General features: G+C 64.8%; 26 protein-coding genes. 14 read left to right on the top strand and 12 right to left on the bottom strand.

Annotated features, from left to right (window positions below; all coding sequences use genetic code 11):
* Positions 1 to 93: 93 nt before the first annotated feature.
* From OG203_RS13135 to OG203_RS13110, 6 genes are all read left to right on the top strand, one after another.
* Positions 94 to 825: an acetoacetate decarboxylase family protein gene (locus OG203_RS13135; protein WP_405165929.1), complete on the top strand. Its 732-nt coding sequence runs from the start codon at positions 94 to 96 to the stop codon at positions 823 to 825.
* A gap of 158 nt (positions 826 to 983) precedes the next feature.
* On the top strand, positions 984 to 1,517 hold the full coding sequence (locus tag OG203_RS13130; RefSeq protein WP_405165928.1) for a DUF3159 domain-containing protein: 534 nt from the start codon (positions 984 to 986) through the stop codon (positions 1,515 to 1,517).
* Positions 1,514 to 1,879: a YidH family protein gene (locus tag OG203_RS13125; RefSeq protein WP_405165927.1), complete on the top strand. Its 366-nt coding sequence runs from the start codon at positions 1,514 to 1,516 to the stop codon at positions 1,877 to 1,879. Before OG203_RS13130 ends, OG203_RS13125 begins: the two co-directional genes overlap by 4 nt.
* Positions 1,876 to 2,184 (top strand): DUF202 domain-containing protein, encoded by a 309-nt coding sequence (locus OG203_RS13120; protein WP_405165926.1) that lies wholly within the window; start codon positions 1,876 to 1,878, stop codon positions 2,182 to 2,184. Before OG203_RS13125 ends, OG203_RS13120 begins: the two co-directional genes overlap by 4 nt.
* 203 nt (positions 2,185 to 2,387) lie before the next feature.
* Positions 2,388 to 4,304, top strand: a complete 1,917-nt coding sequence (locus OG203_RS13115; RefSeq protein WP_405165925.1) for an alkyl/aryl-sulfatase — start codon at positions 2,388 to 2,390, stop codon at positions 4,302 to 4,304.
* 51 nt (positions 4,305 to 4,355) lie between these two features.
* Positions 4,356 to 4,721, top strand: coding sequence for a hypothetical protein (locus OG203_RS13110; protein WP_405165924.1), 366 nt, complete (start codon positions 4,356 to 4,358; stop codon positions 4,719 to 4,721).
* A 109-nt stretch (positions 4,722 to 4,830) separates the two neighbouring features.
* Here OG203_RS13110 and OG203_RS13105 read toward each other — a convergent pair whose 3' ends face one another.
* The 3 genes from OG203_RS13105 to OG203_RS13095 all read right to left on the bottom strand — a co-directional run bounded on the left by OG203_RS13105 (position 4,831) and on the right by OG203_RS13095 (position 6,528).
* Positions 4,831 to 5,349: a DUF1990 domain-containing protein gene (locus OG203_RS13105; protein ID WP_405165923.1), complete on the bottom strand. Its 519-nt coding sequence runs from the start codon at positions 5,347 to 5,349 to the stop codon at positions 4,831 to 4,833.
* Between the two features lie 159 nt (positions 5,350 to 5,508).
* Positions 5,509 to 5,994 (bottom strand): M23 family metallopeptidase, encoded by a 486-nt coding sequence (locus tag OG203_RS13100; RefSeq protein WP_405167862.1) that lies wholly within the window; start codon positions 5,992 to 5,994, stop codon positions 5,509 to 5,511.
* A 51-nt stretch (positions 5,995 to 6,045) separates the two neighbouring features.
* Positions 6,046 to 6,528 carry a hypothetical protein gene (locus tag OG203_RS13095; RefSeq protein ID WP_405165922.1) on the bottom strand — a complete coding sequence of 161 codons (483 nt, stop codon included), beginning with the start codon at positions 6,526 to 6,528 and terminating at the stop codon, positions 6,046 to 6,048.
* Between the two features lie 418 nt (positions 6,529 to 6,946).
* Here OG203_RS13095 and rpsB point away from each other — a divergent pair, with 418 nt between their 5' ends.
* The 5 genes from rpsB to OG203_RS13070 all read left to right on the top strand — a co-directional run bounded on the left by rpsB (position 6,947) and on the right by OG203_RS13070 (position 11,685).
* Complete coding sequence (gene rpsB / locus OG203_RS13090) at positions 6,947 to 7,825, top strand: 30S ribosomal protein S2 (protein ID WP_405165921.1); 879 nt, start codon at positions 6,947 to 6,949, stop codon at positions 7,823 to 7,825.
* A 101-nt stretch (positions 7,826 to 7,926) separates the two neighbouring features.
* Complete coding sequence (tsf, locus tag OG203_RS13085) at positions 7,927 to 8,751, top strand: translation elongation factor Ts (RefSeq protein ID WP_405165920.1); 825 nt, start codon at positions 7,927 to 7,929, stop codon at positions 8,749 to 8,751.
* 253 nt (positions 8,752 to 9,004) lie between these two features.
* Positions 9,005 to 9,733, top strand: a complete 729-nt coding sequence (pyrH, locus tag OG203_RS13080; protein WP_405165919.1) for a UMP kinase — start codon at positions 9,005 to 9,007, stop codon at positions 9,731 to 9,733.
* A gap of 50 nt (positions 9,734 to 9,783) precedes the next feature.
* Positions 9,784 to 10,341 (top strand): ribosome recycling factor, encoded by a 558-nt coding sequence (gene frr, locus OG203_RS13075; RefSeq protein WP_405165918.1) that lies wholly within the window; start codon positions 9,784 to 9,786, stop codon positions 10,339 to 10,341.
* Between the two features lie 501 nt (positions 10,342 to 10,842).
* A complete protein-coding gene (locus OG203_RS13070; RefSeq protein WP_357379340.1) occupies positions 10,843 to 11,685 on the top strand; it encodes a phosphatidate cytidylyltransferase in 843 nt (280 codons plus the stop codon).
* A 28-nt stretch (positions 11,686 to 11,713) separates the two neighbouring features.
* Here the strand turns inward: OG203_RS13070 and OG203_RS13065 are convergent, their stop codons facing one another.
* On the bottom strand, positions 11,714 to 12,091 hold the full coding sequence (locus tag OG203_RS13065; RefSeq protein WP_405165917.1) for a lipopolysaccharide assembly LapA domain-containing protein: 378 nt from the start codon (positions 12,089 to 12,091) through the stop codon (positions 11,714 to 11,716).
* A 125-nt stretch (positions 12,092 to 12,216) separates the two neighbouring features.
* On the opposite strand from OG203_RS13065, the gene rlmN reads away from it, so the two are divergent.
* From rlmN to OG203_RS13050, 3 genes are all read left to right on the top strand, one after another.
* Positions 12,217 to 13,326 (top strand): 23S rRNA (adenine(2503)-C(2))-methyltransferase RlmN, encoded by a 1,110-nt coding sequence (gene rlmN / locus OG203_RS13060; protein WP_405165916.1) that lies wholly within the window; start codon positions 12,217 to 12,219, stop codon positions 13,324 to 13,326.
* A gap of 370 nt (positions 13,327 to 13,696) precedes the next feature.
* The gene (locus OG203_RS13055; protein WP_405165915.1) at positions 13,697 to 14,224 is read left to right on the top strand and encodes a hypothetical protein; all 528 of its coding nucleotides are present in this window, start codon (positions 13,697 to 13,699) and stop codon (positions 14,222 to 14,224) included.
* Entirely contained in the window at positions 14,208 to 14,891 is a 684-nt protein-coding gene (locus OG203_RS13050; protein ID WP_405165914.1) for a hypothetical protein, read from the top strand. Before OG203_RS13055 ends, OG203_RS13050 begins: the two co-directional genes overlap by 17 nt.
* Positions 14,892 to 14,939: 48 nt before the next feature.
* Here OG203_RS13050 and OG203_RS13045 read toward each other — a convergent pair whose 3' ends face one another.
* The 8 genes from OG203_RS13045 to OG203_RS13010 all read right to left on the bottom strand — a co-directional run bounded on the left by OG203_RS13045 (position 14,940) and on the right by OG203_RS13010 (position 23,929).
* Positions 14,940 to 15,590, bottom strand: coding sequence for a nucleotidyl transferase AbiEii/AbiGii toxin family protein (locus OG203_RS13045; RefSeq protein WP_405165913.1), 651 nt, complete (start codon positions 15,588 to 15,590; stop codon positions 14,940 to 14,942).
* Positions 15,591 to 15,597: 7 nt separating this feature from the next.
* On the bottom strand, positions 15,598 to 15,939 hold the full coding sequence (locus tag OG203_RS13040; protein WP_405165912.1) for a hypothetical protein: 342 nt from the start codon (positions 15,937 to 15,939) through the stop codon (positions 15,598 to 15,600).
* Between the two features lie 160 nt (positions 15,940 to 16,099).
* On the bottom strand, positions 16,100 to 19,210 hold the full coding sequence (locus OG203_RS13035) for a helicase HerA domain-containing protein (protein ID WP_405165911.1): 3,111 nt from the start codon (positions 19,208 to 19,210) through the stop codon (positions 16,100 to 16,102).
* Entirely contained in the window at positions 19,207 to 19,764 is a 558-nt protein-coding gene (locus OG203_RS13030) for a hypothetical protein (RefSeq protein ID WP_405165910.1), read from the bottom strand. The genes OG203_RS13035 and OG203_RS13030 overlap by 4 nt, the downstream gene beginning before the upstream one ends.
* A 76-nt stretch (positions 19,765 to 19,840) precedes the next feature.
* Positions 19,841 to 20,893, bottom strand: coding sequence for a hypothetical protein (locus OG203_RS13025; protein WP_405165909.1), 1,053 nt, complete (start codon positions 20,891 to 20,893; stop codon positions 19,841 to 19,843).
* A gap of 17 nt (positions 20,894 to 20,910) precedes the next feature.
* A complete protein-coding gene (locus tag OG203_RS13020) occupies positions 20,911 to 21,444 on the bottom strand; it encodes a DUF4365 domain-containing protein (protein WP_405165908.1) in 534 nt (177 codons plus the stop codon).
* 410 nt (positions 21,445 to 21,854) lie between these two features.
* Complete coding sequence (locus OG203_RS13015) at positions 21,855 to 22,505, bottom strand: hypothetical protein (protein WP_405165907.1); 651 nt, start codon at positions 22,503 to 22,505, stop codon at positions 21,855 to 21,857.
* 269 nt (positions 22,506 to 22,774) lie between these two features.
* Positions 22,775 to 23,929, bottom strand: coding sequence for an NADH:flavin oxidoreductase (locus OG203_RS13010; RefSeq protein ID WP_405165906.1), 1,155 nt, complete (start codon positions 23,927 to 23,929; stop codon positions 22,775 to 22,777).
* Positions 23,930 to 23,970 lie beyond the last annotated feature (41 nt).

The raw sequence follows: 23,970 nt of genomic DNA, 5'->3' as shown, positions 1-23,970 counted from the left end.
GGTAATCTATAACGTGTTCTAGTTATCGGACCACGCAGTTCCGAGAATCGGTGTACCTCGCACCTCCAACGAGGTGCACAGGAAGGCGTTCGCGTGAGCACCCACACCGTTCTCGGTCAGGAAGTTCGGATGCCGGTTCGGATCCGGCTCGCGCACGCGTTCATGGCGAGCTACCTGGTCCCAGCCGACGCCGCGCAGCAGCTGATCGAATACTCCGGGCTGCGGGTGCTGCGATTGCCGGGTGGTCGGGCGATGTGTTCGCTCGTTTTCGTCGAGTACGTCGACGGTGACCTCGGTCCGTACAACGAGTTCGGCGTCTCGTTCATGGTCCGGCACCACACCGCCGATCCGGGCGTCCGTTTCGGCGACATCCGGGCTTTGGCGACGAACCAGGCCGGAGTCTTCATCCATCAGCTGCCGGTCGACGGCGACTTCACGCTCGCGGCCGGTCGCGGAATCTGGGGATTCCCCAAGGAACTCGCCGATTTCACCGTGCGTCACGCCGCCGGAACGCGCCACGGCGCACTGCACCAGGACGGCAAGCTCGTCGTCGATCTGACTGTCCGCCAGGGCATTCCCACGCCGCAACGCCGAAACACAGCCTCCTCGTTCGATGCCTATTCGCACATCGACGGCGTCACTCGATGCACACCATGGCGGATGGAACCGTCCGGCCTGCACGCCCGTCCGGGCGGTGCCGCCCTCGCCCTCGGCGACCACCCCATCGCCGATGAGCTGCGGTCGCTGCATTTGCCTCGCCGCGCCGTCATGACCTCAACCATCGCCGAGCTCGCGATGACCTTCGAGGACGCCGTCACGGTGTAGAGACGGCCGCGACCAGCGGGAACAGGTCGGAGTCCGGTCGAGTAACCGCATGGTCACGGCCTCGCGCGGTTCGTGGACGGGCTTCGGATGTCCGGTTAGTGTGACGTAGCGGATTGTTTGCTCGCAGCACGAAACCGACCTGTGTGGGAGAGATGCCCGTGAATCCCGACGACCAGCGTGAGGTGCTGGATCGAGGCGACGGCCTAGCGGATTCACGCGGTGTGCTTGCGGAGAAGTGGGGGAAGTTTGCGGTGCGGCTGGTGCGCGGCGATTCGGTGCGGGTGGTCGCGCTCGCGGTGCTGGTGATTCTGGTGTTCTCGCTGTTCGTCGAGATCACCGGGGAGGGGCGCGGTTTCTATCGGCCCGAAGTAGCGTTGAGCGTCGTGATGACCGTGCTGTTCGGTGCGACGCTGCTCACCGGCAAGCCGCTGAGCTATACCGTGACTCGAGAAATCCGGCTCGAACCGGCCGAGCCCGCGGCCCGGCTGCGGCGGCATCGCCGAATCACCTTCGCCTGGTTCGTGTTCTGGGCGGTGCACGTGACGGTGATGGTTCCGCATTACCTGGCCGACAAGGTCGTTCTCCTCGGTACCTTCGCCCTGGTCTTCGGCAAGCCCGCGCTCGCCGCCATGCTCGCGCTGACGTCGCTGTGGGTGCGCGACAAGTCCACCGCCAGGGCCGTGGCGATATGACGCTCCCGAGCCCCGACGCCGAGTCGGAGGACGGGGAAGAAGAGGTGGACTACCGGTTCACCCTCGCCAACGAGCGGACGTTCTTGGCGTGGATGCGCACCGCGCTCGGCTTGCTCGCCGGTGGTGTCGCGGTGCACACGCTGGTGCAGCCGTTCCGGATGGGCGGCGTGCGGCGGGCGCTCGCGCTGACCTGCCTGGTGCTGGCGGTGATCATTGCCGTTGGCGCGTATGCGCATTGGCGGCGAGTGGGCGTAGCGATGCGGCAGGGACGTCCGCTGCCCGACACGGTGCTGGTGCCGATCCTGTCCGCTGGTATCGCCGTCGTCTCGGTGCTCGCTGGTGTCGCGGTGTTGCTGCGATGAGCCCCGCCGGACTCGCCGCGGAGCGCACCGCCCTGGCGTGGCGGCGGACGGCGGTGGCCTCGATGATCACCGGCGCGCTGTTCCTGAACCACGCCGTGACCAGCGGGTGGCGTCCCGCGATGATCGCGCCGATCGGTGCGGCGATCGCGATGGCGGCGCTGGCGGGCATGAGTTATCTGCGCAACCGCAGCTTGCACGAGGGCCGCTACGGCCACGGCAGAGGGGTCGTCGCCGCGGCGACTGCGGCGGTGGTGGCCGTCGCCGGCATCGCGGCCGTCATCCAGTTCACCGATCCATGGCCCTGAATCCCCACCGGCACCGCAACTTTGCACCGACTCCCAGGAGGATGACATGAGCGAACGAAGTGAGCGAATCATCTGCCAGCGCGCGTCGCGCGTGCCGGAGCCGAGTGCTAGCGAGGTGCGGGCATGAGCGAGCGTAGCGAGCGAGCAATAGGCACAGCTACGAGTGTGCTCGTGCCGGAGCCGAGCGTTAGCGAGGTGCGGGCATGAGCACAGCGACCGAGCCGAGCGACTTCATCGTGGCGGAGCAGCAGCGCGCGGCCGCCGCACTACCGTTCGCCGACACCGCCGATCTCGCGGATGCCGACCGAGGTTTCATCGCCGCACTGGAGCCCGGTGTCGTGACCGCGGCCGACGGAACCGTGGTGTGGGACAACGACTCCTACGACTTCCTGAGCGAATCCTGTCCCGCCTCGGTCAATCCCAGCCTGTGGCGTCAGGCCGGATTGGTCATCAAACAGGGACTGTTCGAGGTCACCGAGGGGATCTATCAGATTCGCGGGCTCGACCTGTCCAACATGACGCTCGTCGAGGGCAAAACCGGTGTGCTGGTGATCGATCCGCTGATCTCCGCGGAGACGGCCGCCGCCGGGCTCGCGCTGTACCGGGCGCATCGCGGCGATCGTCCGGTGACCGGTCTCATCTACACCCATTCGCACGTCGATCATTTCGGCGGCGCGATGGGCGTCACCACCACCGAAGACGTTGCGGCAGGGCGTTGTCCGGTGATCGCCCCGGCCGGGTTCCTGGAACATGCTGTGGCCGAGAACGTTTACGCGGGCACCGCGATGGCGCGCCGGGCAGGCTACATGTACGGCGCCGTGTTGCCGCGTGGACCGCTCGGCGCGGTGGGCGCTGGTCTCGGGCAGACCACCTCGGTCGGCACGGTGACCCTGATTCCGCCGACCGTCGACATCACCGCGACCGGGCAGGAGGAGACGATCGACGGCATCCGGATCGTCTTCCAGATCACCCCCGGCACCGAAGCGCCCGCCGAGATGAACTTCTACTTCCCGGACCACCGAGCCCTGTGCATGGCCGAAAACGCCACGCACACACTGCATAACCTGCTCACCCTGCGCGGCGCCCTGGTGCGTGATCCGCACGTCTGGGCGAAGTACCTGACCGAGGCGATCAACCTGTACGCACGCCAATCCGATGTGGTGTTCGCCTCCCATCACTGGCCCACCTGGGGTACCGAACGGCTGGTGGAATTCCTTGCGCTGCAACGTGATCTATACGGATACCTGAACGACCAGACGCTGCGCCTGCTGAACCAGGGTTACGTCGGCGCGGAGATCGCCGAAATGCTCACGCTGCCATCGGCTGTCGAGGGCAGCTGGCACACGCACGGGTACTACGGGTCGGTCAGCCACAACGTCAAGGCCATCTACCAGCGGTACATGGGCTGGTTCGACGGCAACCCGGCGCATCTGTGGGAGCATCCGCCGGTCGAATCCGCCGTTCGGCACGTGGAATTCATGGGCGGCGCCGAGGAGGTGCTGCGCAAGGCGCGGGAGTCCTACGCGGCGGGCGACTATCGGTGGGTGGCCCAGGTGGTCAACTACGTGATCTTCGCCGATCCCACCAACGATGCCGCGAAAGCGTTGCAGGCCAGCACGTTCGAGCAACTCGGCTACGGCGCGGAGAATGCCACCTGGCGCAACTTCTACCTCAGCGGCGCCTACGAACTGCGCTACGGCTCGTTCGGCACGCCGACCAAGGCCAACGCGCCGACGCTGCTCGCCGCGCTGAGCGTGGAGCAGATCTTCGATGCCATGGCGTTGCGCGTCGACGGCCCGAAGGCGTGGAACCAGCGGGTCGTCGCGGACTGGCAGATCAGTGACGAGGATCGCGTGCATCGTCTGGAGCTCCGCAATGGGCGGTTGACTCATTACGACCGGCCCGACGGGGTGCCGCTGCCGGAGCCCGACGCTTCCTTCACGCTGAGCAAGTCGACGCTCATCCGAGTGCTGTTGGTTGGCGAGGATTTCGGGGTCGCGGCCGCTGCGGGCGACATTCTCATCGAAGGTGACGTGACCAAGCTCGCTGAGCTGGTCGGGGTGTTCGATGCGCCGGATCCGGACTTCACCATCATCACGCCGCGGGGAACGATCGGTTAGCCCCGCGAAATCAGTTCGACTCGGAATCCGACTCTCCTTACGGTGGTGAGCATGTCAACCGAACCGTCGACCGATCGGCCACCGCTGCGCGAGCGCATGCGCGCCGCGCTGTCCGCTGCGATGAAATCCCGTGACCGTCAGGTAATCACTGGCCTGCGGTCCGCTTTGGGAGCCATCGACAATGCGGAGGCCGTGGATGTCGGCGAGCATCGGGCGGGTGCGGTGGAGGGCAGCGCGGTCGGCTTGGGTGTCGCCGAGGTCGCCCGACGCGAGCTCACCGAAGGCGATATCGAACGGATCGTGCGCGCGGAGATCGCCGAACGCCACACGGTCGCCGAGGAGTACGAGGGGCTAGGTCGCTCGGAGCACGCTGAGGACTTGCGCGTTCAGGCAAAGGCGTTGACCGACCTGCTCTAGGCCGCACCCGCAGCTATCCCTGAGGTGACCGTCGAGTGAGTTGGTTACGGGCCGAGTAGGGACGCCCGGCGCTCGATCATCGGCCACCAAGAGCGGGACGCGCTTCGAGTCAGGCCGATGTTGGCAGGGTTTTGATGTACCGCACGGCGATGAAGCGCTGGATGAGGCGCACCACCGGGCCGCCGAGCCGGGCGTACCAGGCCGCGGGGCGTGAGAACGCGGTCACGATGCCGTAGACGGCGTCATCGGCAGGGTCGTACTCGACGGCGAACAGCTCCTCGCCGGTTTCCGGATGTCCCGGCAGCGTGCCGTAGGCGAACCCGCGTTGGTCCGGCGCGGCCAGTACGTACACCACCCGGCACGGCGCGATGATGGTCAACGGCCAGAATCCGATCCGCACGGTAATACGGGTGCCCGGCTCGGCCTTCAGAGTCGACGCGTCATGAAAGATCCCCGTGCCCTTCTGCATTCGATAGTCGAGGATCTCCGCACCCGCGTGCTCGAACAGCGCACGCCCGTACCCGATCCGGCGCCGCAGTCGAAATCGGTGATAGCCCTCCGGCAACTCGCCGCTCGTGGCACCGACCTCCGGATAGGTGAACGGCGGATCGCTGGGCACATGCTCCATGGTCTGATCTTCACCCTCGCTCGGCACGCTTGGGAAGCATTCGGCGGCGTTGGGTTCGACACGCCGCACGCCTCGCATGCACGAGTCAGCGGCGCGGCTTGCCTGGTAGCGGCCGAACGGCGCGGCTTGCCTGGTAGCGGCCGAACTGGGGCGCAGACATTACGGGCCAACCGGTTTCAGGCGCAGGGGAGCGAGGTGCAACAACCCCAACGGATCCAGGTATTCACGTCGGCGCCGACCACCGCCCTCGCTGCGCAGTCCCCAGTGCAGGCACGTCCCGCAACCTTCGTGCCCGGCTTCCAGCGTGCCGATCTGGGTGCCACGTCCAACGCGCCGCCCGACCGAAACCTCGGCCCGCACCGGCTCATACGTGGTCCGCAGCCCACCCGGATGATCGATCGACACCACCGGCTTGTCCGCCACCGTCCCGGCGAACACCACGATCCCGTCCCCGGCCGCCAGCACCGCCTGCCCCGGTGCACCAGCCAGGTCGACCCCGCGATGTCCTGGCAGCCAGTCCTGCGCGGGCTTGTCGAACCGCCGAAGCACGGTGGGCCGAGGCTGTAGCGGCCAGCCGAACCGCCCTACCGGCGCGGCCGTCGCCACCGGCTCCGCACCTGTCAGCAGGACCAGCACGAGTCCCATGAGGACTGTGGCGAACGGTTTCGGGCGCGAACTGTTCGTCATCACGGGAGATCACTTGTTCGCCGCCGGTGGCAACGCCAGCGGGGCGGGCGAGACGAGCCCGCAGAACTCCGAATCGCTCGGTGACATGAAAAACGGTGCGGGACCGACGTATTCGCAGAACTCGGGATCGAGCGGAGATATCGCGAACGGATCGAGACCGGTCGCCCCGCGCCCCGCCTCCGCGCTACCTGGCACAGCGTCCGCGACGCGGAGCGGTGCCGGGCGCACCGACCCGCAGACCGAGCCGGTGCACGCCACCTGCGCGGTTCCTTCGTTCTGTGGGCCAACCACGGCTCCGGTGCAGAACGAACTTGCGCAGGTCCCGAGCGCAGCTACCCCCAGCTCGACTGCGGGCGCGGCTCCCGCTGGCCCACCCAGCACGGCTTCCGCCACATGGCTATACGCCCCACCTCCGGCAAGCACCCCAGCCGAAACAGGCGGTGCCGTCAACACGGCGAGCACAAAGAAAAGCGGGATAACCAGCGTCATCATCGAAGAAATCGGATTCGAAGGCATGCCACAAACCCTCATCCGCCCGCACCGATCGCGGTACCCCCACCACCCCGATTGTGGACAACTTTCTCGATTGTGGACATCCTCCGTTCCATCTGCCGAAACCACCACCACGTACCCCCTGACAGGCCGATTTAGAAGCTAGGCCGCCTACCCCGTAGACTGATCGAGCGGTCTGTGCGTGCATGGACCGACTTCGCGCGCCACCCCGTGCTTGTTCGCAACGGCGCTGTTCGAATCGAGCTCATCACCATTCGGTTCGTGACGGTGCCTGTGCGGAGCAGGGAGCCGTCGGCTGGTCCCACCCTCAAGGTCGGGTCCGACGGTTCGGAGGCGCCAGGGCAGCGAATCACCGATTCGCTGCGTCAACCGGCAACGAAAGAGAGATACGGGAGCTATGGCTGTCGTAACAATGAAGCAGCTGCTTGACAGCGGCGCGCACTTCGGACACCAGACACGGCGCTGGAACCCGAAGATGAAGCGGTTCATCTTCACCGACCGCAACGGCATCTACATCATCGACCTGCAGCAGACGCTGACCTACATCGACAAGGCCTACGAGTTCGTCAAGGAGACCGTCGCCCACGGTGGCACCGTTCTCTTCGTCGGCACCAAGAAGCAGGCCCAGGAGTCGATCGCGGCCGAGGCGACTCGCGTCGGTATGCCCTACGTCAACCAGCGCTGGCTGGGTGGCATGCTCACCAACTTCTCCACCGTGCACAAGCGCCTGCAGCGCCTCAAGGAGCTCGAGGCGATGGAGCAGACCGGTGGTTTCGAAGGTCGCACCAAGAAGGAAATCCTCATGCTCACGCGTGAGATGAACAAGCTGGAGCGCACCCTCGGTGGTATCCGCGACATGGCCAAGGTGCCTTCGGCCATCTGGGTCGTCGACACCAACAAGGAGCACATCGCCGTCGGCGAGGCGCGCAAGCTGAACATCCCGGTCATCGCGATCCTGGACACCAACTGCGACCCCGACCTGGTCGACTACCCGATCCCGGGTAACGACGACGCGATCCGTTCCGCCGCACTGCTGACCAAGGTCGTCGCCTCCGCGGTGGCCGAGGGCGTGCAGGCGCGGGCCGGCCTGTCCTCCGGCGACGACAAGCCGGAAGCGGGCGCGGGCGAGCCGCTGGCCGAGTGGGAGCAGGAGCTGCTCGCTTCGGCCGCACCCGCCGCCGACGCGCCTGCCGAAGCCCCGGCTGAGGCCCCCGTCGAGGCTGCCGCTGAGGCCGCCCCGGTCGAGGCTCCGGTGGAGACCCCGGCCGAGGCCTGAGTCTCGTAACCCGCTGTTCCAGCGGTGATCATGATCGCGTGCGATGGTGATCACCGCTGCCCAGTATTTCCAGAACTTTCTCCGAAGGAGGCTCGCCACCGATGGCGAACTACACCGCTGCCGATGTGAAGCGGCTCCGGGAGCTCACCGGCTCCGGGATGATGGACTGTAAGAACGCGCTGGCCGAGACCGACGGTGACTTCGAAAAGGCCGTCGAGATCCTGCGCATCAAGGGCGCGAAGGACGTCGGCAAGCGTGCCGAGCGCACCACCGCCGAGGGCCTGGTCACCGCCAAGGGCGGCGTCATGGTCGAGATCAACTCCGAGACCGACTTCGTCGCGAAGAACGCGGAGTTCCAGGCGCTGGCCGACCAGATCGTGGCTGCCGCCGCGGCCGCCAAGCCCGCCGACCTCGACGCGCTCAAGGCCATCGACCTCGGCGGCCAGACCGCCGACCAGGCCGTGCAGGCGCTGGCCGCGAAGATCGGCGAGAAGCTCGAGCTGCGTCGCGTGATCTCACTCGACGGCCCGGTCGCCACCTACCTGCACAAGCGTGCCTCGGATCTGCCGCCCGCCGTCGGCGTGCTGATCGAGTACCAGGGCGAGGGTGACGCGGCCGCCGAGGCCGCCCGTGCCGCCGCCATGCAGGTTGCCGCGCTCAAGGCGAAGTACGTTACCCGCGACGAGGTTCCGGCCGACATCGTGGAGAACGAGCGTCGCATCGCCGAGCAGACCGCTCGCGAAGAGGGCAAGCCAGAAGCCGCGCTGCCGAAGATCACCGAGGGCCGCGTCAACGGCTTCTTCAAGGACGTCGTGCTGCTCGAGCAGTCGTCGGTCACCGACTCGAAGAAGACCGTCAAGGCCCTGTTGGACGAGGCCGGGGTCACCGTGACCCGCTTCGCCCGCTTCGAGGTCGGCTCCAACTGATCGCGCCCCGCGATCGTCCCGGCGAACACCGGGACGGACACGCGGGACCGGGTCTAGCCGCACTCACAGCACCATAGCGAGCAGGCCCCCCGTCGACCGATATGCCGGTTGACGGGGGGTCTTCTTATGCCGCCGAACACACATAGGGCAGGATAGGGGCCGCTCCGTGTTGAGGAGCCTTTCCGAGCTGCCGAATTCTTTGACGCACTTGCCTGCCGAGAACAACGTTGACCGCCGAAGGAGAAGAACACCCATGACGGACCCGGGGATCGATCGCCCAGGATATCGCCGGGTGCTTCTCAAATTAGGTGGCGAGATGTTCGGCGGCGGCCGAGTCGGCCTTGACCCGGACGTGGTGGAGACGGTCGCCGAGCAGATCGCCGAGGTGGTCGCCACCGGCGTGCAGGTGGCCGTGGTGATCGGCGGCGGTAACTTCTTCCGCGGCGCCGAACTGGAGGAGCGCGGTATGGAACGCGCCCGCTCGGACTACATGGGCATGCTCGGCACCGTGATGAACAGCCTTGCGCTGCAAGACTTTCTGCAGAAACAGGGCGTCGAGACCCGGGTGCAGACTGCGATCACCATGGGCCAGGTCGCCGAGCCCTACCTCCCGCTGCGCGCCAAGCGTCACCTGGAGAAGGGCCGCGTGGTCATCTTCGGTGCTGGCATGGGCATGCCGTACTTCTCCACCGACACCACGGCCGCCCAGCGTGCGCTGGAGATCGGCGCCGAGGTGGTGCTGATGGCCAAGGCGGTCGACGGGGTGTTCAGCGCCGATCCCAAGGTCGACGAAAACGCCACCATGTACTCCGAGATCACCCACAAAGAGGTCATCGAGCAAGGGCTCAAGGTTGCCGACGCGACGGCCTTCAGCCTGTGTATGGACAACCAGATGCCGATGCTGGTGTTCAATTTGTTGACCAAGGGCAATATCGCCCGAGCGGTCGCCGGTGAGAAGATCGGCACATTGGTTCGGTCCTGACCCCGCGACCCGCGGATCATGACGATGACGACGCAGTGGAGGAAACGGTCGTGATTGATGAAGCGCTCTTCGACGCCGAGGAGAAGATGGAAAAGGCTGTCACAGTAGCGAAGGACGATCTCGCTGGCATCCGCACCGGACGTGCGAACCCGGGGATGTTCACTCGGATCGTCGTCGACTACTACGGCTCGCCGACCCCCATCACCCAGATGTCCAGCATCACGGTGCCGGAGCCGCGCATGGTTGTCATCAAGCCGTACGAGCAGGCTCAGCTCGGTGCGATCGAAACCGCGATCCGCAACTCCGATCTCGGTGTCAATCCCACCAACAACGGTGACATCATTCGCATTTCGGTGCCGCAGCTGACCGAGGAGCGTCGCCGCGAGCTGGCGAAGCAGGCCAAGGGCAAGGGGGAGGACGCGAAGGTGTCGATCCGCAATGTCCGCCGCAAAGCCATGGACGAACTGTCGCGCATCCAGAAGGATGGCGAGGCGGGTGAGGACGAGGTCGGGCGTGCCGAAAAGGATCTCGACAAGACCACCGCCAAATACGTCGGCCAGATCGACGAACTGGTCAAACACAAAGAATCTGAACTGCTCGAGGTCTGACGCTGACGGTGGTGTGAGCGAAGGGCACCGCGAATGCCACCGATCGAACGCAGCAGGCCCGCCCGGGCGGGGGACGAACGGAACGACGAGTTGAGCGACGGGACAATCGTGGCCGAGAACGCCGCCGCGACCGGTGCGGCTGAGGAGCCGAGGCCGGTGAACGGCACAGCTGATGCGAGGCAAGAGCACGTGCGCGGCGCGGGAGCGTCGAGTACCGAGCCCTTAGCCTCGGCTGCGGCGTCCGATCACGACGCTCCGGCCGGTCCCGATGGTGCCTCGGCACCCGCGGCTTCGGTCGCCGGTCACGATGGTCTTGGGGCTTCGGTCGTCGGTCACGATGGCGCTCCGGTCGTCGGTCGTGACGGTGCTTCGCCGGTTACCGGTCATGACGGTGCGCCGACCGGCGCTTCCTCCTGGGCACCGGATGCCGCGTTCGCTGAGCACGCTGTTCCGGCCGCCTCGGCAGCCGAGCACGACCCCGAGGCGCACGGTCCCAACGCGGTGCTCGCCGCCGCCCCCGCGTCCGGCTCACGCGCGGGCCGGAATCTGCCCGCGGCGCTCGCCGTCGGATTCGGCCTCGGCCTCTCGCTCATCGCGATCCTGCTGTTCGTACCGAAGGTGTTCATCGGTGTCGTCGGCGTCGCGGTCGGCGTCGCTACCTGGGAGGTCGCCAAGCGCCTTCGCGAAGCCGACGTTCTGGTACCGCGCATCCCGCTCATCGTCGGCGGCCAAGCCGTGTTCTGGCTCGGCTGGCCCTACGGTGCCAGCGGCGTCGCGGGCGCCTTCGCGGCCACCGCGCTGACCTGCATGGTGTGGCGCCTGTTCGACCACGGATTACAAACCGCGCCACGAAACTTCCTGCGCGACACCGCCATCGCCATCTTCACCCTGGCCTGGATCCCGCTGCTCGCCTCGTTCGCGACGCTGCTGCTGCTGGAGCCGGACGGCAACCTGCGGGTACTGACCTTCATGATCCTGGTCGTCTGCTCCGACGTCGGCGGCTACGTGGCCGGTGTTCTGTTCGGCAGGCATCCGATGGTCCCGTCGATCAGCCCGAAGAAGTCCTGGGAAGGTTTCGGCGGCTCCCTGGTCTTCAGCGTGATCGGCGGCCTGCTCACCGTCACCCTGCTGCTCGACGCCAACTCGATGATCGGCGTCGTCCTCGGCGTCGGCCTCGTCCTCGTAGCCACCTGCGGCGACCTGATCGAATCCCAGATCAAGCGCGAACTCGGCATCAAGGACATGGGCACCCTGCTCCCCGGCCACGGCGGCATCATGGACCGCCTCGACTCCATGCTCCCCTCCGCCTTCGTCTCCTGGCTGGTCCTCTCAACCCTGCTCTGACCTGGCACTATGTGCGGACAGTCAGTGCCTACTTCTTCGCGGCGCGGCGGAGTTGGAGGATGCGGACGCCACCGACCAGGGCCATTACCAGTGCGCCGCCGATCACCGACAGCAGCACGGCGACACCGAGTGGCAGCGAGAAGTGCCAGAAGAACAGGCTGACGTCGACCCGATCGAGGTTCTGCAGGATGAATACCAGCAGGACGATCAGGATCAGCGCGCCCGCGATCAGAGCTATCCAGGTGTTGCCGGCGCGTGAGGACAGTGACTGGCGGTGCTTGCCCGCCGGGATTGTGGTCGGAGGTGCGGTCGTCGTCGGCGGTGTCGTAGCAGGCGGAGCCGTGGTCATCGGCTCATCCGGGAATGCCGGTTCGGGATCCGGCAGGTGGTCAGCATTGGTGGACATATCCCGATCATTGCCCACTGCTATGACAGTTACACGTATTTCCCCGCATCGAACTGGTCATGTCGGATGCGGTGTGTGCGGGCGAGTGTGCGCCACATTCGCTCAGATGGGAGAATAGAAGAACTATGACCGTCTCCCTGCCCCTCGTTTTCGATGCTCCGCGCCGTGGCATGCCGCCCCGGCACCTCGCCGACCTCGACGCAGCGGGCAGGCAGGCGGCCATCGAGGAGCTCGGACTGCCGAAGTTCCGCGCCGACCAGATCGCCCGCCAGTACTACGGCAGGCTGCAGGCCGACCCGGAACAGATGACCGACCTGCCCGCACCCGTGCGCGAAAAGATCGGCGAGGCACTGTTCCCACCGCTGATGTCGGTCGTGAAGCACGTCGCCTGCGATGCGGGCGAGACGCGAAAGACGTTGTGGCGCGCGGGCGATGGCACCCTCCTGGAGAGCGTCCTCATGCGCTACCCGGACCGCGCCACCCTCTGCATCTCCAGCCAAGCAGGCTGCGGCATGGCCTGCCCCTTCTGCGCGACCGGCCAGGGCGGACTCAACCGCAACCTGTCCACCGCCGAAATCGTCGACCAGGTCCGCGCCGCGGCAGCCGCGATGCGTGACGGCGAAGTCGCCGGTGGCCCCGGCCGCCTCTCCAACATCGTCTTCATGGGCATGGGCGAACCCCTAGCCAACTACAAGCGGGTAGTAGCCGCGGTCCGCCGCATCACCTCCCCGCCGCCGGACGGTTTCGGTATCTCCCAGCGCAACGTGGTCGTCTCCACCGTCGGCCTAGCCCCCGCGATCCGCAAACTGGCTGACGAAGACCTCTCCGTCACCCTCGCCGTTTCTTTGCACACTCCCGACGACGAACTGCGCGACACTTTGGTCCCGGTCAACAACCGCTGGCCGATCGCCGAGGTCCTCGACGCCGCCCGCTACTACGCCGACAAGTCCGGCCGCCGAGTCTCCATCGAGTACGCGTTGATCCGCGACATCAACGACCAGCCGTGGCGCGCGGACATGCTCGGCCAAAAGCTGCACAAGGCCCTGGGCTCCCGCGTGCACGTCAACGTGATCCCGCTGAACCCGACCCCGGGTAGCAAATGGGACGCCAGCCCCAAACCCGTTGAGGCCGAATTCGTTCGCCGAGTCAACGCCCAGGGCGTCCCTTGCACCGTCCGCGACACCCGCGGCCAAGAAATCGCCGCCGCCTGCGGACAACTCGCCGCAGAAGGCTGAGCGCGGCACTGATCGTGCGTGAGCGCACGAACATGCCTCCAGCACCTTCTTGTCGTAGTCGACCTCGCCGTAGATGAGCTCCGTCAGATGGGTCGATACCCACCAACCTGGTCAGGTCTTCGCGTTGCTGTCGGTGCTGGACATGGACGTTGTTGCATACACGTCGAGCGTGAGCGGGTATAAGTACGCGGAACTCAGCGGGATCGGATTCGTTGAATCCTGGTTGTGGAGGGGACGATGCCGTGACAACGGCAGGTGTGCGTAGCAGGCACGATGCTCACGGACTGATGAAAGCTGCCACATGTCCGGTACGCCCGCCGATACACTGGTCAAGCCCGATAGATGTCACTCGAACGGGGGATGAGTGTTCATGATGGATGACGGTGAACTAGAGGCGTTTGAGGGCGGCGTGCGAATCATTCTCTTGGAACTCGGGCTGGACTGGGTCCGTCAGAGCATCGATGAAGGAATCGCAGCGGGTGTTAACAAGGCCGTTACGGTCCCACGTGGTAGCAAGTGGAGGGAAGATCCGACATGGCAGATGGAGGAGCTTCCTTTCTCACATGAACTGGAACAGCCTCCGGGTAAGGGGCAACTGATGGTTGGGAATACGCGGCTCGGAGGTGAGCAACGCGTCGCCTTGATCATCCAGGCGCTTAAGCGCCTGATCGTCGAGGTACCTGAAATTCATCAGGATATGGCGAAACGTCTTATGGCGGTCGATGATTCCGGCGCACAGGTGGATTCCATCAGCTTTCTTCCCGATCAGGATGACTCCGCGTCTCCTCCACCTAGCCTCGATCAGATCCTGGCACCGGCGGCGCAGGAAGCGCGTGCCGCTGCGGCGGCATTTCTCAATCGGATGAGCCAGGAGGTGAGCGATGGCCGCAGTAGATGAACTGCTGGCAGAGTTGCGCGCGCATCTCCGAGCTGCGGTTTCGTATACGACGGCGTCGATGCCTAACGATGTCTATGAGGGGTTCCTCTTCTCCCTGGTTATCGCAACTGCGCGCAAGAGCGGAGCTCAGATCCGCTACCAGGACGTCAACGGATCCATGGCAAGCAATCTCGTCTTCCGGACCAGCCCCGGATGGCTGTACTCCACGGCTCGGAACTACACACATGCGGTTCTTGAATTCGGAAGAGCACCAGAGCTAGAGGTCCACATAGGGGTCAAGGTTCAGGGCAACTCAGGAGTCGAGCATGAGTGCGATGTCGTCGTTCTCGATGCAGAAGAGGCGGATCTCTGTCGATTTGCGAGAACATCTCCACGTGCAAGCAAGTGTCTTCTGGTCATAGAGTGCAAGTACTACACAGGCCATCTGCCGCTCGGGCAAGCTCGCGGATTCGCGGGCCTTAGCGCCGATTTAGGTCGTCGAGCTCATCCCATTTTCGTCGCCAACACGGGCTCCGGATCTGTCACGAAATACCTTACGGGCCGCACTCTTTCACGAGAGCTCCATGTGGTGCCTAGGGCTTCCGAGGTGGAAGGCGTCCAGAGCCTGATTCGTGAGGCGTTCAAGGACCACGTGGGGCGGCGGGACTCCGGTTTGCGGGTGTACTAAGGGCTGGAAATTCAGTGCCTAGCCGTGTGCGATAAGAACAGTTACTTGTTACGGCGTCTGGAGTATCTGGCGCCAATCGGCGAACCGACGGCGTATGGCGGTGATGTGCTCGGGTGTGATGTCGTACTCGGCGAATGCGTCGTCGGTGATCTGGCTGAGTGCGCCCAGGGCGTCGGCAAACATGCGTGGGTCGAAGCCGCTATCGGCATTAACGGCGAGTTCGAATAGCCGGTCACGGTTGTAGCGGCCGCTGGTGATTGCGGCGTCGATGTCGAGGAAATCTCGAGGAAGTGCGCGCCCGTAGAGTGCGCACATCTTGTTGGCGACGGCGTCGTCGGGGTGTAGGACTGGTCCGATGTCGAGCAGGACTGGAGGGTGTGCTCGCCAGTCGGCCGACAGCTCTAGTTTGTCTGCGCTGGCATCGGGTTCGGTAGGGGAGGAGACCAGTAGACGTGCGAAAGTGTCGCCGCTCATCGTGGTGGCGACAACGTATCCGTGTTGTTCAAGGGCGGCGATGACCGCCTTGACGGCTCCGGGAAAGTCCGCTCGGCGGTGCCAGTCGGTGAACAGGTCGACATCGCCGCTGGGGCGGTTACCCATTCCGTGGGCGCGGATGGCGTAGCCGCCAGCGAGGGCAAAACCTTGATCACCGGCTACCGCGAGTGCGATTTCTGCCAGTTTGCGATGGCGTGGTTCCACTGGATGCCTACGCCGAGGCCAGTCGGCTGAGTTGTGCGAGTTCGGGGAATCGGCTTTCCCAGGCGCGTTTGATCTGCAGGGGAAGCCAGATGTAGGACCAGAGCCGTTTGAGAACTGCTTCGTTGAGGTAGGAGTGCAGGTCGGTTGGGCTGGCGGCTTCGTTGATCACCGTGCGGTAGAGGTCGACGATTCTGCCTGGCCGGTCGAGGTCGTACTCGGCGTGGCCGGACCAGTCGAGATGCGTCGGGAGGTTGACGATGCCACTGGTCGGCCCCGTGAGCAGGTGCAGGTCTTCGGGTACCGCGACAGGCCTGTGGTACATCGGCTGGCCGTGCGTCATTTCCGGCATCTTCCCTGCTCTCTGGGATGTTGCTTACTTAGCCAGCTTACCGTCGACTCAGGACGGACAGTGCTCGGCGACGCGCGTCTATTTCCGCAGGTCAACCATTTTGTCAAGGGGCGCGATCGGCGAACCTTTGGCCAACTACAAGCGGACTCCAGAATAGGATTCATTGAGGGGCGGGGCGGGCGCGGGCGAGAACTTCCTCCTCGGTGAGCGCGCTGGACGGGTGGTAGCTGAGGCACATGGGGGTTGTGATCTTGCTGAAGCCGGCACCTTCGGTCGCGCCGTAGAACCTGCCTGCGGGTAGGCGCGAGATGTCGTCGACTCGGCCGCCTTTTGCTCGGGCCAATTCTTGGGCGGCCTGGATCTGCGCAGAGGCATTCAGTCTGCCGAAGAGTTGGGTTGCGGCATTGCCGGTAACCATGTTGTGCAGTGCTTTCGGCGCTTGGGTTGCGTACACGAGGCCGAGGCCGTACTTGCGGGCCTGGGTTGCGAGCTTGAGGGTGCTCTCCGTGGACGCTGTTGTACCGCGTGACGGGGCGAAGGTCTGTGCCTCATCGAGAACGAGCAGGCCGCCGAGCGGTTTGTCACCGGCGGGATTTCGCTTGATCCAGGCGAACAGCGCCAATTCGAGCTGGTTGACGAAGGTCTGGCGTTGTTCGTCGGTGGGCAGCCCGATACAGCTGATCACCGAGATCCTGGCGCGTTTACCCGCGGTCGGAGTGAGCAGCTCGCCGGGGTCGAGGCGGGCGCCGACACCGCCGAACACGGGATCGTTGATCATGGCCGCGTGGAGTTCGTCGGCCATGTCCGCTGCCAGGTTGGCACCATTGCGGACAGTGCTCACCCCTTCGGGCAGATTGCCGAGCAATGCGACGAAAGCATTGAGGTCTGATCCGCCGTTCCTGGCGAAAGAGGTCAGCGCCTGGGTCAGCACCGCGGTTCCTGTTCGCAGTTTTCGCGCGGTCAGGCCGGTGCGGGAGATCAGGCCGGCGACTGAGGCGTCGATAGAGGTTCGGAACTCGTCAGGATCGTCGAGCACTCCGCCGAAGTCGGGGAGCGGGTTCAGTGCGAGCGGGCGGCCCGCTTCCCGCCGGGGCGTCCAGATGATCACTTCGGTGTCGGCGAAGTAGCGGTCGGCACGGTCGGGGTCGTTGTTCCCCCAACCGTCCGGCATCGACGGCCACCGGTCGCCCAGCCGGGACAAGTCATTGTTGGTATCGATCAGAATGGATGAAACACCATGAATCGCAACCTCTTCGACCAGGCGACGGAGCAGGACGGTCTTACCTGATCCGCTGCCCGCGAACACTGCGGTGTGCTTCCTCAGCAGTATCAACGGAATCTGGAAGCTGAGCCCGGTCTCGACATTGCGCCCGAGCACGATCGACGGTTCGTCACGATCGGTGGGCGCGGCAGATGCCGACGCCGTTGTGGCGGCGACGGCGGATGTCGATGCTTCCGTCTCGCCGGTGGAAAGCGATTCCGGCGCAACGACTCCGGCCCGATCGTCAGCGAACACTCGGCTGAACAACTGCGATCCGCTTGCCGGTCGCCGAACTGCCAGCCAGCCGAGAAATTCCGGCGCACCCTCGCTGAGCATCGTGCGCAACGCCGAGAAGGTTCGTAGATCCTCGGCGGATATCGGTAGCGCGATTCCTTGGGAGACTTCGAATTCGGCGACGGCCGCAGTCGTTACCGGACCGGTCGAGAAGGGTGCGTTGCGCAGAATGACGAGGTGCCTCTTCCTGGCCCCCGGATGGATCCCGGCCTCTAGGCAGGCCGAACGCATCCGGGTCAATACGGCTCGGTGGTGGCTGTGGGCGATGGCACGGAAGCTCCAGTGTTCCTCATCCTCATTGGCCTCGTCGAGCGTCCGGCGTAGCCGGGCGTGCAGGGCGGGCTGGACGATCGTCGCCGGGTCGACTGTCAGTTCCTGCTCGCCTCGCCGCTCGAGCACGTAGCAGTGCAGCGCGGCGTTCAGCAGCGAGAACATCAGGGTGTCTTCGTGTTTGGGATCCATCGGTTCGATCACGTCCGCGGCGGAGCGCAGGTCGGTGAACCGCTTGTCCAGGGTTGTCAATTCAGCAGGGGCTGGTACCGCGGGGGTTGGCGCCTGCTGGTCGGATGTACCGAAATGGGCGAGCTCGCTGACCGTGTTCTCGGCCAGACACCGGCTTGCGTGCATCTCCACCAGTTGGAGCAGCCGACGCGGCGTGAAGTTGGGTACATCCGGATCGTCGAATGCTTTCGGCAGTACCGGCCATGTCGGGTACGGCGGCTCGAAACCCACCTCCCCGTAGAGGCTTCCGAGATGTCGTTCGACGATCGCGGAGGCCAGTGCCGCGGAAGGCATGGCGGTCGAGAGTCCAAGAACCTTGAAGCGGTCTTCGACTGAGTTCGTCGCACGCGTCGCGATCAGATCCCACGATTGCGGGAGGCATGCGGCGACTATCAGTGTGCGGACGGTTTCCTCACGCATCTGCATGAGACCATCGGCGAGCTGGCTCGCCAGGTTGTTCTCGTCGTCCTCGCCGGACTCGGCTATTACGGTGTCGACTTGGTCGAGTGCCAGCACGACGGGCCCGGTCAGCGCGAACAACCGGATCATGTGTTGGAATATCAACTGTGGCGCGTCGTTGCGACGACGGAATCCCCAAGCGGCGCGGTCTGATTCGTCGATGCCATCGGCAAGGGCGAGGAAGCTGTACCCGACCTCCCGCAGTTCCCGCTTGGCTTGGTAGAGCACCAATGCGCGCAGTGTGTCCTTGCACTGCAACGCTACTTGCTCGTCGAGTGCTTCGATCCGCTCGATGAATTCGTCGAGTTCCGGCCTGCGAACGGCCATCGTGCCGTGCAGTCGCATGCGCAGCTCTTTCCCGCAGCCCGCGATGTCGGCGAGGGTGTTGAGCATCCGGCCGAGTTGCCCACCGTCGGGAGCGAGCAACTGGTTGACGACACCGTGTACCGCACCGGCCCAAAATGACTGACCCACAATCAGTTTGGGCATGAAGAACGAGCCACCCTGCTGCTGAACATAGTGCCGGAGCCAGCCGAGCATATGTGTCTTACCGACACCGCGCTCGCCGCTGAGCACCAGCCCACGCGGTGTGCTGTCAGGCCGACGTTCGGCAGCCTGTACCGCGCGGACGATCTCGTCCACCGCCACCGGATGCAGGCCGTCGACATGATAGTTCAGTGGGCTCCACACTTGATCGGCGCTGAGCACGCTGCTGAACTGGATCGATGCGAGCGCGTGGTGATGTTCCTCGTTCACTGTGCGGCCTCGATGGTAAGCACATGTCGTGGCGTGCCACCCAGTACCACCGCCGCTTCCCGGTCGAGGTCCGTCAGGGTCTTCTGGTCTGCCTCGGCGCGTACATGTACGTCGCCGCGGCGGGCGAGCACCGCGAGGGCCCGGTCGACATCCTTGCGAGGTATGGCATCCAACCGTTCGCGCAGTACCGAAAGTCGCAGCGGCATACCGATTTTGCGCGTCAGCTCCGCATAGGCTGCCTCCACCTGGCTCGCCACATCCGGCCGGAAAATGTCGGCGAGTGTCTGTCCGGAATCGTCGAGATGGCGCCGCAGACCGCCTAGCACGGAGTACAGGGCGCCGCCGGCGTAACCGGATCGAGCGGGGCGCGGGTTGGCCAACTCTTCGGCGCACCACACTGCCCCTCGATCCGTTAGCTCGTGCACGAACGCGCGATTCACCGTCGTGCTGCTGACCAGGTCGAGAGCATTGAGGTGCCTGCGGTTTTTGCCGTCAAGCTTGATGCCCGCGACCGCGTGTAGTTCGGCATTGGTGAGCTCACGTGCCTCGGCCATCAGGACGAGCAAGACACAACGTTCACTCGAGGTCAACCGGTCATCGAACATGTCAATCCCGTTCCGTTCCAATAGTTCACATCTGTGTTCGGTCAGCCACCGTGAATCCCGCTGCGGTGACGTTGATTCCAGCGGGGCTACCGGTGACGGTTCCTACCGCTCGGACCGTGTGCCCATTCCGGTGGGCGGTGATGGCGGCCTCGTAATTGGTACTGTCGCCGAGCGATACGTTCACCAGCCGTGTTCTTCCGGTCGCGGCACCGTCGACTACGAGCACGCCACGCACCCTGATGTGCCATCGGCTGCTACTCGGGTCGTCGGACAGGCTGATGACGGGTCCTTCGACGACGCCAACCGGAGGCAGGGGTGCCGGTTCGACGCGCCTGCCTCCCCGGCGAATTCGCTCGCCTGCCCCTGGTGGAAACTGCACGGTCACGTCTCGCCTCGGCATCAGCCAGGACCAGTGGAAACCCAGTTCGAAAGCGAGAGTTTCGCCAGGACCAGCCAATTCGGCGAGAACCTCGCACTCGGTCGGCGAGATGCCTTGGCGAAGGATTTGTTCGAAGGCATCGTCGTCCGACGAGTACGTGGCATGCCGCACAGCAGTGGAGCCGTGCAGCAGCCGCAACGCCGTCAACCGTCCGAGTGGATCCGGATCGTCCGCGTCGATAGGCAGGGCGATATCGAGACCAACCACCCCCTCGCTCGGCGTCAAGAGCGACCGTTCCAGCAAGGCCCCGACCGCGCTATCCGGGATGTCGTGATGAGTCGAATTAGATTCGCCCGCAACCTCTTGCGCGCAGAACGTAATCAGATCGCGCACCGCGAGGATCGTGCGGGTGCCCGCCGGAAGCGTGATCGACTCGCGGTCGGCCTGCGTGCGATAGGCGATGATGTCTACCCCCGGAGCGGTCATATCGCGCCAGACAGCGGTCGGCGACCGACCTTCCGCGTCGGCGACGCACTGCACCAGCTCGCGCAACCTGATTGTCGCGTCGGCGACACCATCGCTGGGTGGGACGAGCACGTCGAAGTCCTGCCAGGTCCACACATTCGCGGTGCGCCATTGGCCGGTGACGGACCAGCCGTGCCCACGCAGGTATCCGGCCACATCATCGATTGTCGGCACTCGTCTCATCGGTACCGTCATCCGATCGGTAGTGAGGCGTTTTCAGTGACGAGTGCGCGCAGGCTGGTCGCAGTAAGGATGTTGCTCATCGGGATCTTCACCCGTAGTCGCCGTCGGACGTCCGGGTCAGGCAGTGTGTCGAGGCTGCTGAGCGATGTGTAGTAGCCGATATGCCGAAGTAACAACCCGGCGGTGCGCAGATCGGCATAGTGATTCGAACTGCGCGGAACATGAACGACGAACAGGTAACGCGGCACGGTGAAGCCAGGACCCGCGAGCTTGTTGAATTGTCGCTGGTTCAGCCCGTCGAAGTTGATCAACCCGCTTCGGGTTTGGAGGGTAGAGACCGTCTTCACCTGTACATCTATCCGCGGCGAGAAACCGCGCGGGGTACGGCCAGGTAGCTTGATGCACAGATCGACGCCGTCCAAGTCCACGTCGTCCTGTGACCAGCTCAAGCCCGCGGCCGAAGCGAGGACGCGTATGTAGTCGGCGCCGAACTTGCCCTGGTGATTACCGGCGTCGAGTTGGTGATCACGCGCGTCGACCACTGTGCCCCCTTCAAGCCGTAACCACCCCAACAGCGTTGACCACAATACTGTAGCCATCGGCCAGTCGATGCCCTGGGTATTCCCCCAATTACCTTCCGGTGCAACGGATTCACAGTGAGTGGACGGTATCCGGAGGTGTCGATCTGCAATCCCCGATTCGATGACGTTTATCGGTCGCGACCGGGAAATCGTTCGGTATGCGGGTGGTCGTATGCTCGCTCCGGCTCAGCCTCCGCGGTGATGATTGTGTGGCCGACGAGTTGGCGAATGAGTTCGAGATCGATGTTCGGCATTGGATCGACCGGGGATTCGTGGGTGCACTGAGCTACTCGGTCTACGCGCACGTGGTACTGACTCGCGCTTGATCGACTGCCGCCCCGACCTCGATCCTGATCTCGCCGCCGATGGCCCTAGGCGGCCAGTGCTCCACCGAGTAGCACCCCGCCGATGATTATCGCGGGCACGCCGAAGACGATGGTGCCGACGATGGCGCCGAGGGCGGCGCCGGGGATGGCGGTCACGATGCAACCGCCGAGGAAGCCGGGGATGGTGAGTGCGCCGAAGGTGGGGACGGTGGCGGCGCCGCCGACCAGCAGGCCGCCGAGCAGGCAGCCGAGGGAGGCGCCGACGAGGGTGCCGATGATCGTGCCCAATGCGGTGCCGATACCGACGATGGTGGAGAAGTTGGACAATGCCGCGCCGAAGGCGGGGGACTGCGGGTCCAGCGCGATGTCGTTCAACTGGTCGGTGGTGCCTGGTGCCGGTGTCGCGCTCGCGGGGTCGACACTCGGTGTCAAGGTGGCGGTGTTGCCGTCGATCCGGGCGGCGATCGGCCACCGTTGGTTGTCCCGGTAGTAGCCGAGCGGGAACGCGGCCATCAGGTTGCCGTTGTCGTCGCGTATCTCGAGGCGGTCGTCGGCGGTATCGAGTGAACCGGCGTCGGTGGTCAGGATCATCGAGTCGGTACTTGCCCGTGCTGTGTAGTGAATGCCCGCCGGATCGGCATCGGCACGCGCTGTGGTCAGCGAACCTGCCACGATGGCGGCGGAAATCACTGACACGGCAACGAATTTCGTCGATCCATTCATGCGCACACCACCTTCGATTCGGCCTGCTGGCACGGCGATACCGCGCATCAGATCGGGTTTTCGACATGTCGCGGGACAGCATGGGCACCTGACAGCCCTGCTGACGATAGCCATCCCGTATGAAAGTATGCGCCTAACCTAAGTCGGCGATGCGTCATACGCAAGACTTGCCAGTTGTTAACTGTGGCACACGGCGGTTGCTGAGAGTGGTGACAATGGGCACAGGCCGCGTGAATCCTGCGTCAGTGCAGGGTCTGTCGGTACGTGTTGTCGTAGGGCACGAATTCATCCGTTCGACCCGCACGAAGCTTGTTGACCCACTCCGGGTCTGAGATCAGGGCACGGCCTACCGCGGCGAGGTCGAATTCCGCACGCTCGTACTGCTGCAACAGTTTGTCGATGTCCGCGACACCGGCTGTGCCGTCCGCGGTTCGGAGGGCGGTGGTGAACTCACTGTCGAGACCGATTGAGCCGACGGTGATTGTCGGAACGCCGGTCACCTTCTTGGTCCATCCCGCCAAACCGAGTACGCCGTCGGGCCCAGCGAGATCCTCGAAGGCGGGGAGCCAGTGGCGGCGGGTCGATGCGTGCAAGATATCGACTCCGGCGTCCACCAATGGAGTCAGAACCTGCTCGAGTTCAGCCGGTGTCTGCGCGAGCCGAGCCCGGTAGCTGTTCGATTTCCACTGCGAGAAGCGGTAAATGATGGCGAAATCGGGGCCGACGGCCTCGCGGATCGCGGCCACCACCTCTGCGGGGAATTTGCTGCGTGACGCTATCGAGCCACCGTAGGAATCGGAGCGCAGATTCGTTCGTTCCCACATGAACTGATCGAGCAGGTAACCGTGCGCGCCGTGCAATTCCAGTCCGTCGAACCCGACCCGCTGAGCATCGACCGCCGCGTCGACATACCACTGCCGCAACTGATCGAGGTCCGCGCTGCTGAGTTCATGTCCCAGCGGATCGCCGTCGAGCGTGCGACCGGACGGGCTGACCGACGGTACCTCGGGATTCAGGTCCGGTCGTTCGCCGCGGGTGACACCGACGTGCCACAGCTGCGGAACGATCGCGCCGCCCGCCGCGTGCACGGCATCGACGACGCGACGCCACCCCGACAAACTGTCCTTGCCGTATATCCGCGGCACCCGGGGGCTTTCCCCGGCTGCCGGATCGGGGATATACGTCCCCTCGGTGATGATCAGCCCGACGCCGCCGGCGGCCCGGCGCCGGTAGTACTCCGCGACGTCCTCGCCCGGCACCCCCTCCGGCGAGAACTGCCGAGTCATCGGTGCCATCGCGAACCGATTGCGCAGGTGTAATGATTTCAGCTCGAACGGCGCGTACAAGCCGTCAACACCTGTGGTGTGCGAGTCGACAATTTCGTTCGCAGAGGTCATGAACAAAGCCAACGCCGCCGAGCGCCTGGCCCGTTCCTCTT

It is taken from the genome of Nocardia sp. NBC_01499 (genome assembly GCF_045040275.1).
Classification (GTDB): domain Bacteria; phylum Actinomycetota; class Actinomycetes; order Mycobacteriales; family Mycobacteriaceae; genus Nocardia.
This window is presented reverse-complemented; position numbering and strand designations above follow the sequence as displayed.

What these genes read in the sequence shown, in the direction of transcription:
- OG203_RS13125 (WP_405165927.1), top strand. Translation starts at nt 1,514, where the DNA reads ATGACGCTCCCGAGCCCCGACGCCGAGTCGGAGGACGGGGAAGAAGAG.
- OG203_RS13120 (WP_405165926.1), top strand. Translation starts at nt 1,876, where the DNA reads ATGAGCCCCGCCGGACTCGCCGCGGAGCGCACCGCCCTGGCGTGGCGG.
- OG203_RS13115 (WP_405165925.1), top strand. Translation starts at nt 2,388, where the DNA reads ATGAGCACAGCGACCGAGCCGAGCGACTTCATCGTGGCGGAGCAGCAG.
- OG203_RS13110 (WP_405165924.1), top strand. Translation starts at nt 4,356, where the DNA reads ATGTCAACCGAACCGTCGACCGATCGGCCACCGCTGCGCGAGCGCATG.
- OG203_RS13105 (WP_405165923.1), bottom strand. Translation starts at nt 5,349, where the DNA reads ATGGAGCATGTGCCCAGCGATCCGCCGTTCACCTATCCGGAGGTCGGT.
- OG203_RS13100 (WP_405167862.1), bottom strand. Translation starts at nt 5,994, where the DNA reads ATGGGACTCGTGCTGGTCCTGCTGACAGGTGCGGAGCCGGTGGCGACG.
- OG203_RS13095 (WP_405165922.1), bottom strand. Translation starts at nt 6,528, where the DNA reads ATGATGACGCTGGTTATCCCGCTTTTCTTTGTGCTCGCCGTGTTGACG.
- rpsB (WP_405165921.1), top strand. Translation starts at nt 6,947, where the DNA reads ATGGCTGTCGTAACAATGAAGCAGCTGCTTGACAGCGGCGCGCACTTC.
- tsf (WP_405165920.1), top strand. Translation starts at nt 7,927, where the DNA reads ATGGCGAACTACACCGCTGCCGATGTGAAGCGGCTCCGGGAGCTCACC.
- pyrH (WP_405165919.1), top strand. Translation starts at nt 9,005, where the DNA reads ATGACGGACCCGGGGATCGATCGCCCAGGATATCGCCGGGTGCTTCTC.
- OG203_RS13065 (WP_405165917.1), bottom strand. Translation starts at nt 12,091, where the DNA reads ATGTCCACCAATGCTGACCACCTGCCGGATCCCGAACCGGCATTCCCG.
- rlmN (WP_405165916.1), top strand. Translation starts at nt 12,217, where the DNA reads ATGACCGTCTCCCTGCCCCTCGTTTTCGATGCTCCGCGCCGTGGCATG.
- OG203_RS13055 (WP_405165915.1), top strand. Translation starts at nt 13,697, where the DNA reads ATGATGGATGACGGTGAACTAGAGGCGTTTGAGGGCGGCGTGCGAATC.
- OG203_RS13050 (WP_405165914.1), top strand. Translation starts at nt 14,208, where the DNA reads ATGGCCGCAGTAGATGAACTGCTGGCAGAGTTGCGCGCGCATCTCCGA.
- OG203_RS13040 (WP_405165912.1), bottom strand. Translation starts at nt 15,939, where the DNA reads ATGCCGGAAATGACGCACGGCCAGCCGATGTACCACAGGCCTGTCGCG.
- OG203_RS13030 (WP_405165910.1), bottom strand. Translation starts at nt 19,764, where the DNA reads ATGGCCGAGGCACGTGAGCTCACCAATGCCGAACTACACGCGGTCGCG.
- OG203_RS13010 (WP_405165906.1), bottom strand. Translation starts at nt 23,929, where the DNA reads ATGACCTCTGCGAACGAAATTGTCGACTCGCACACCACAGGTGTTGAC.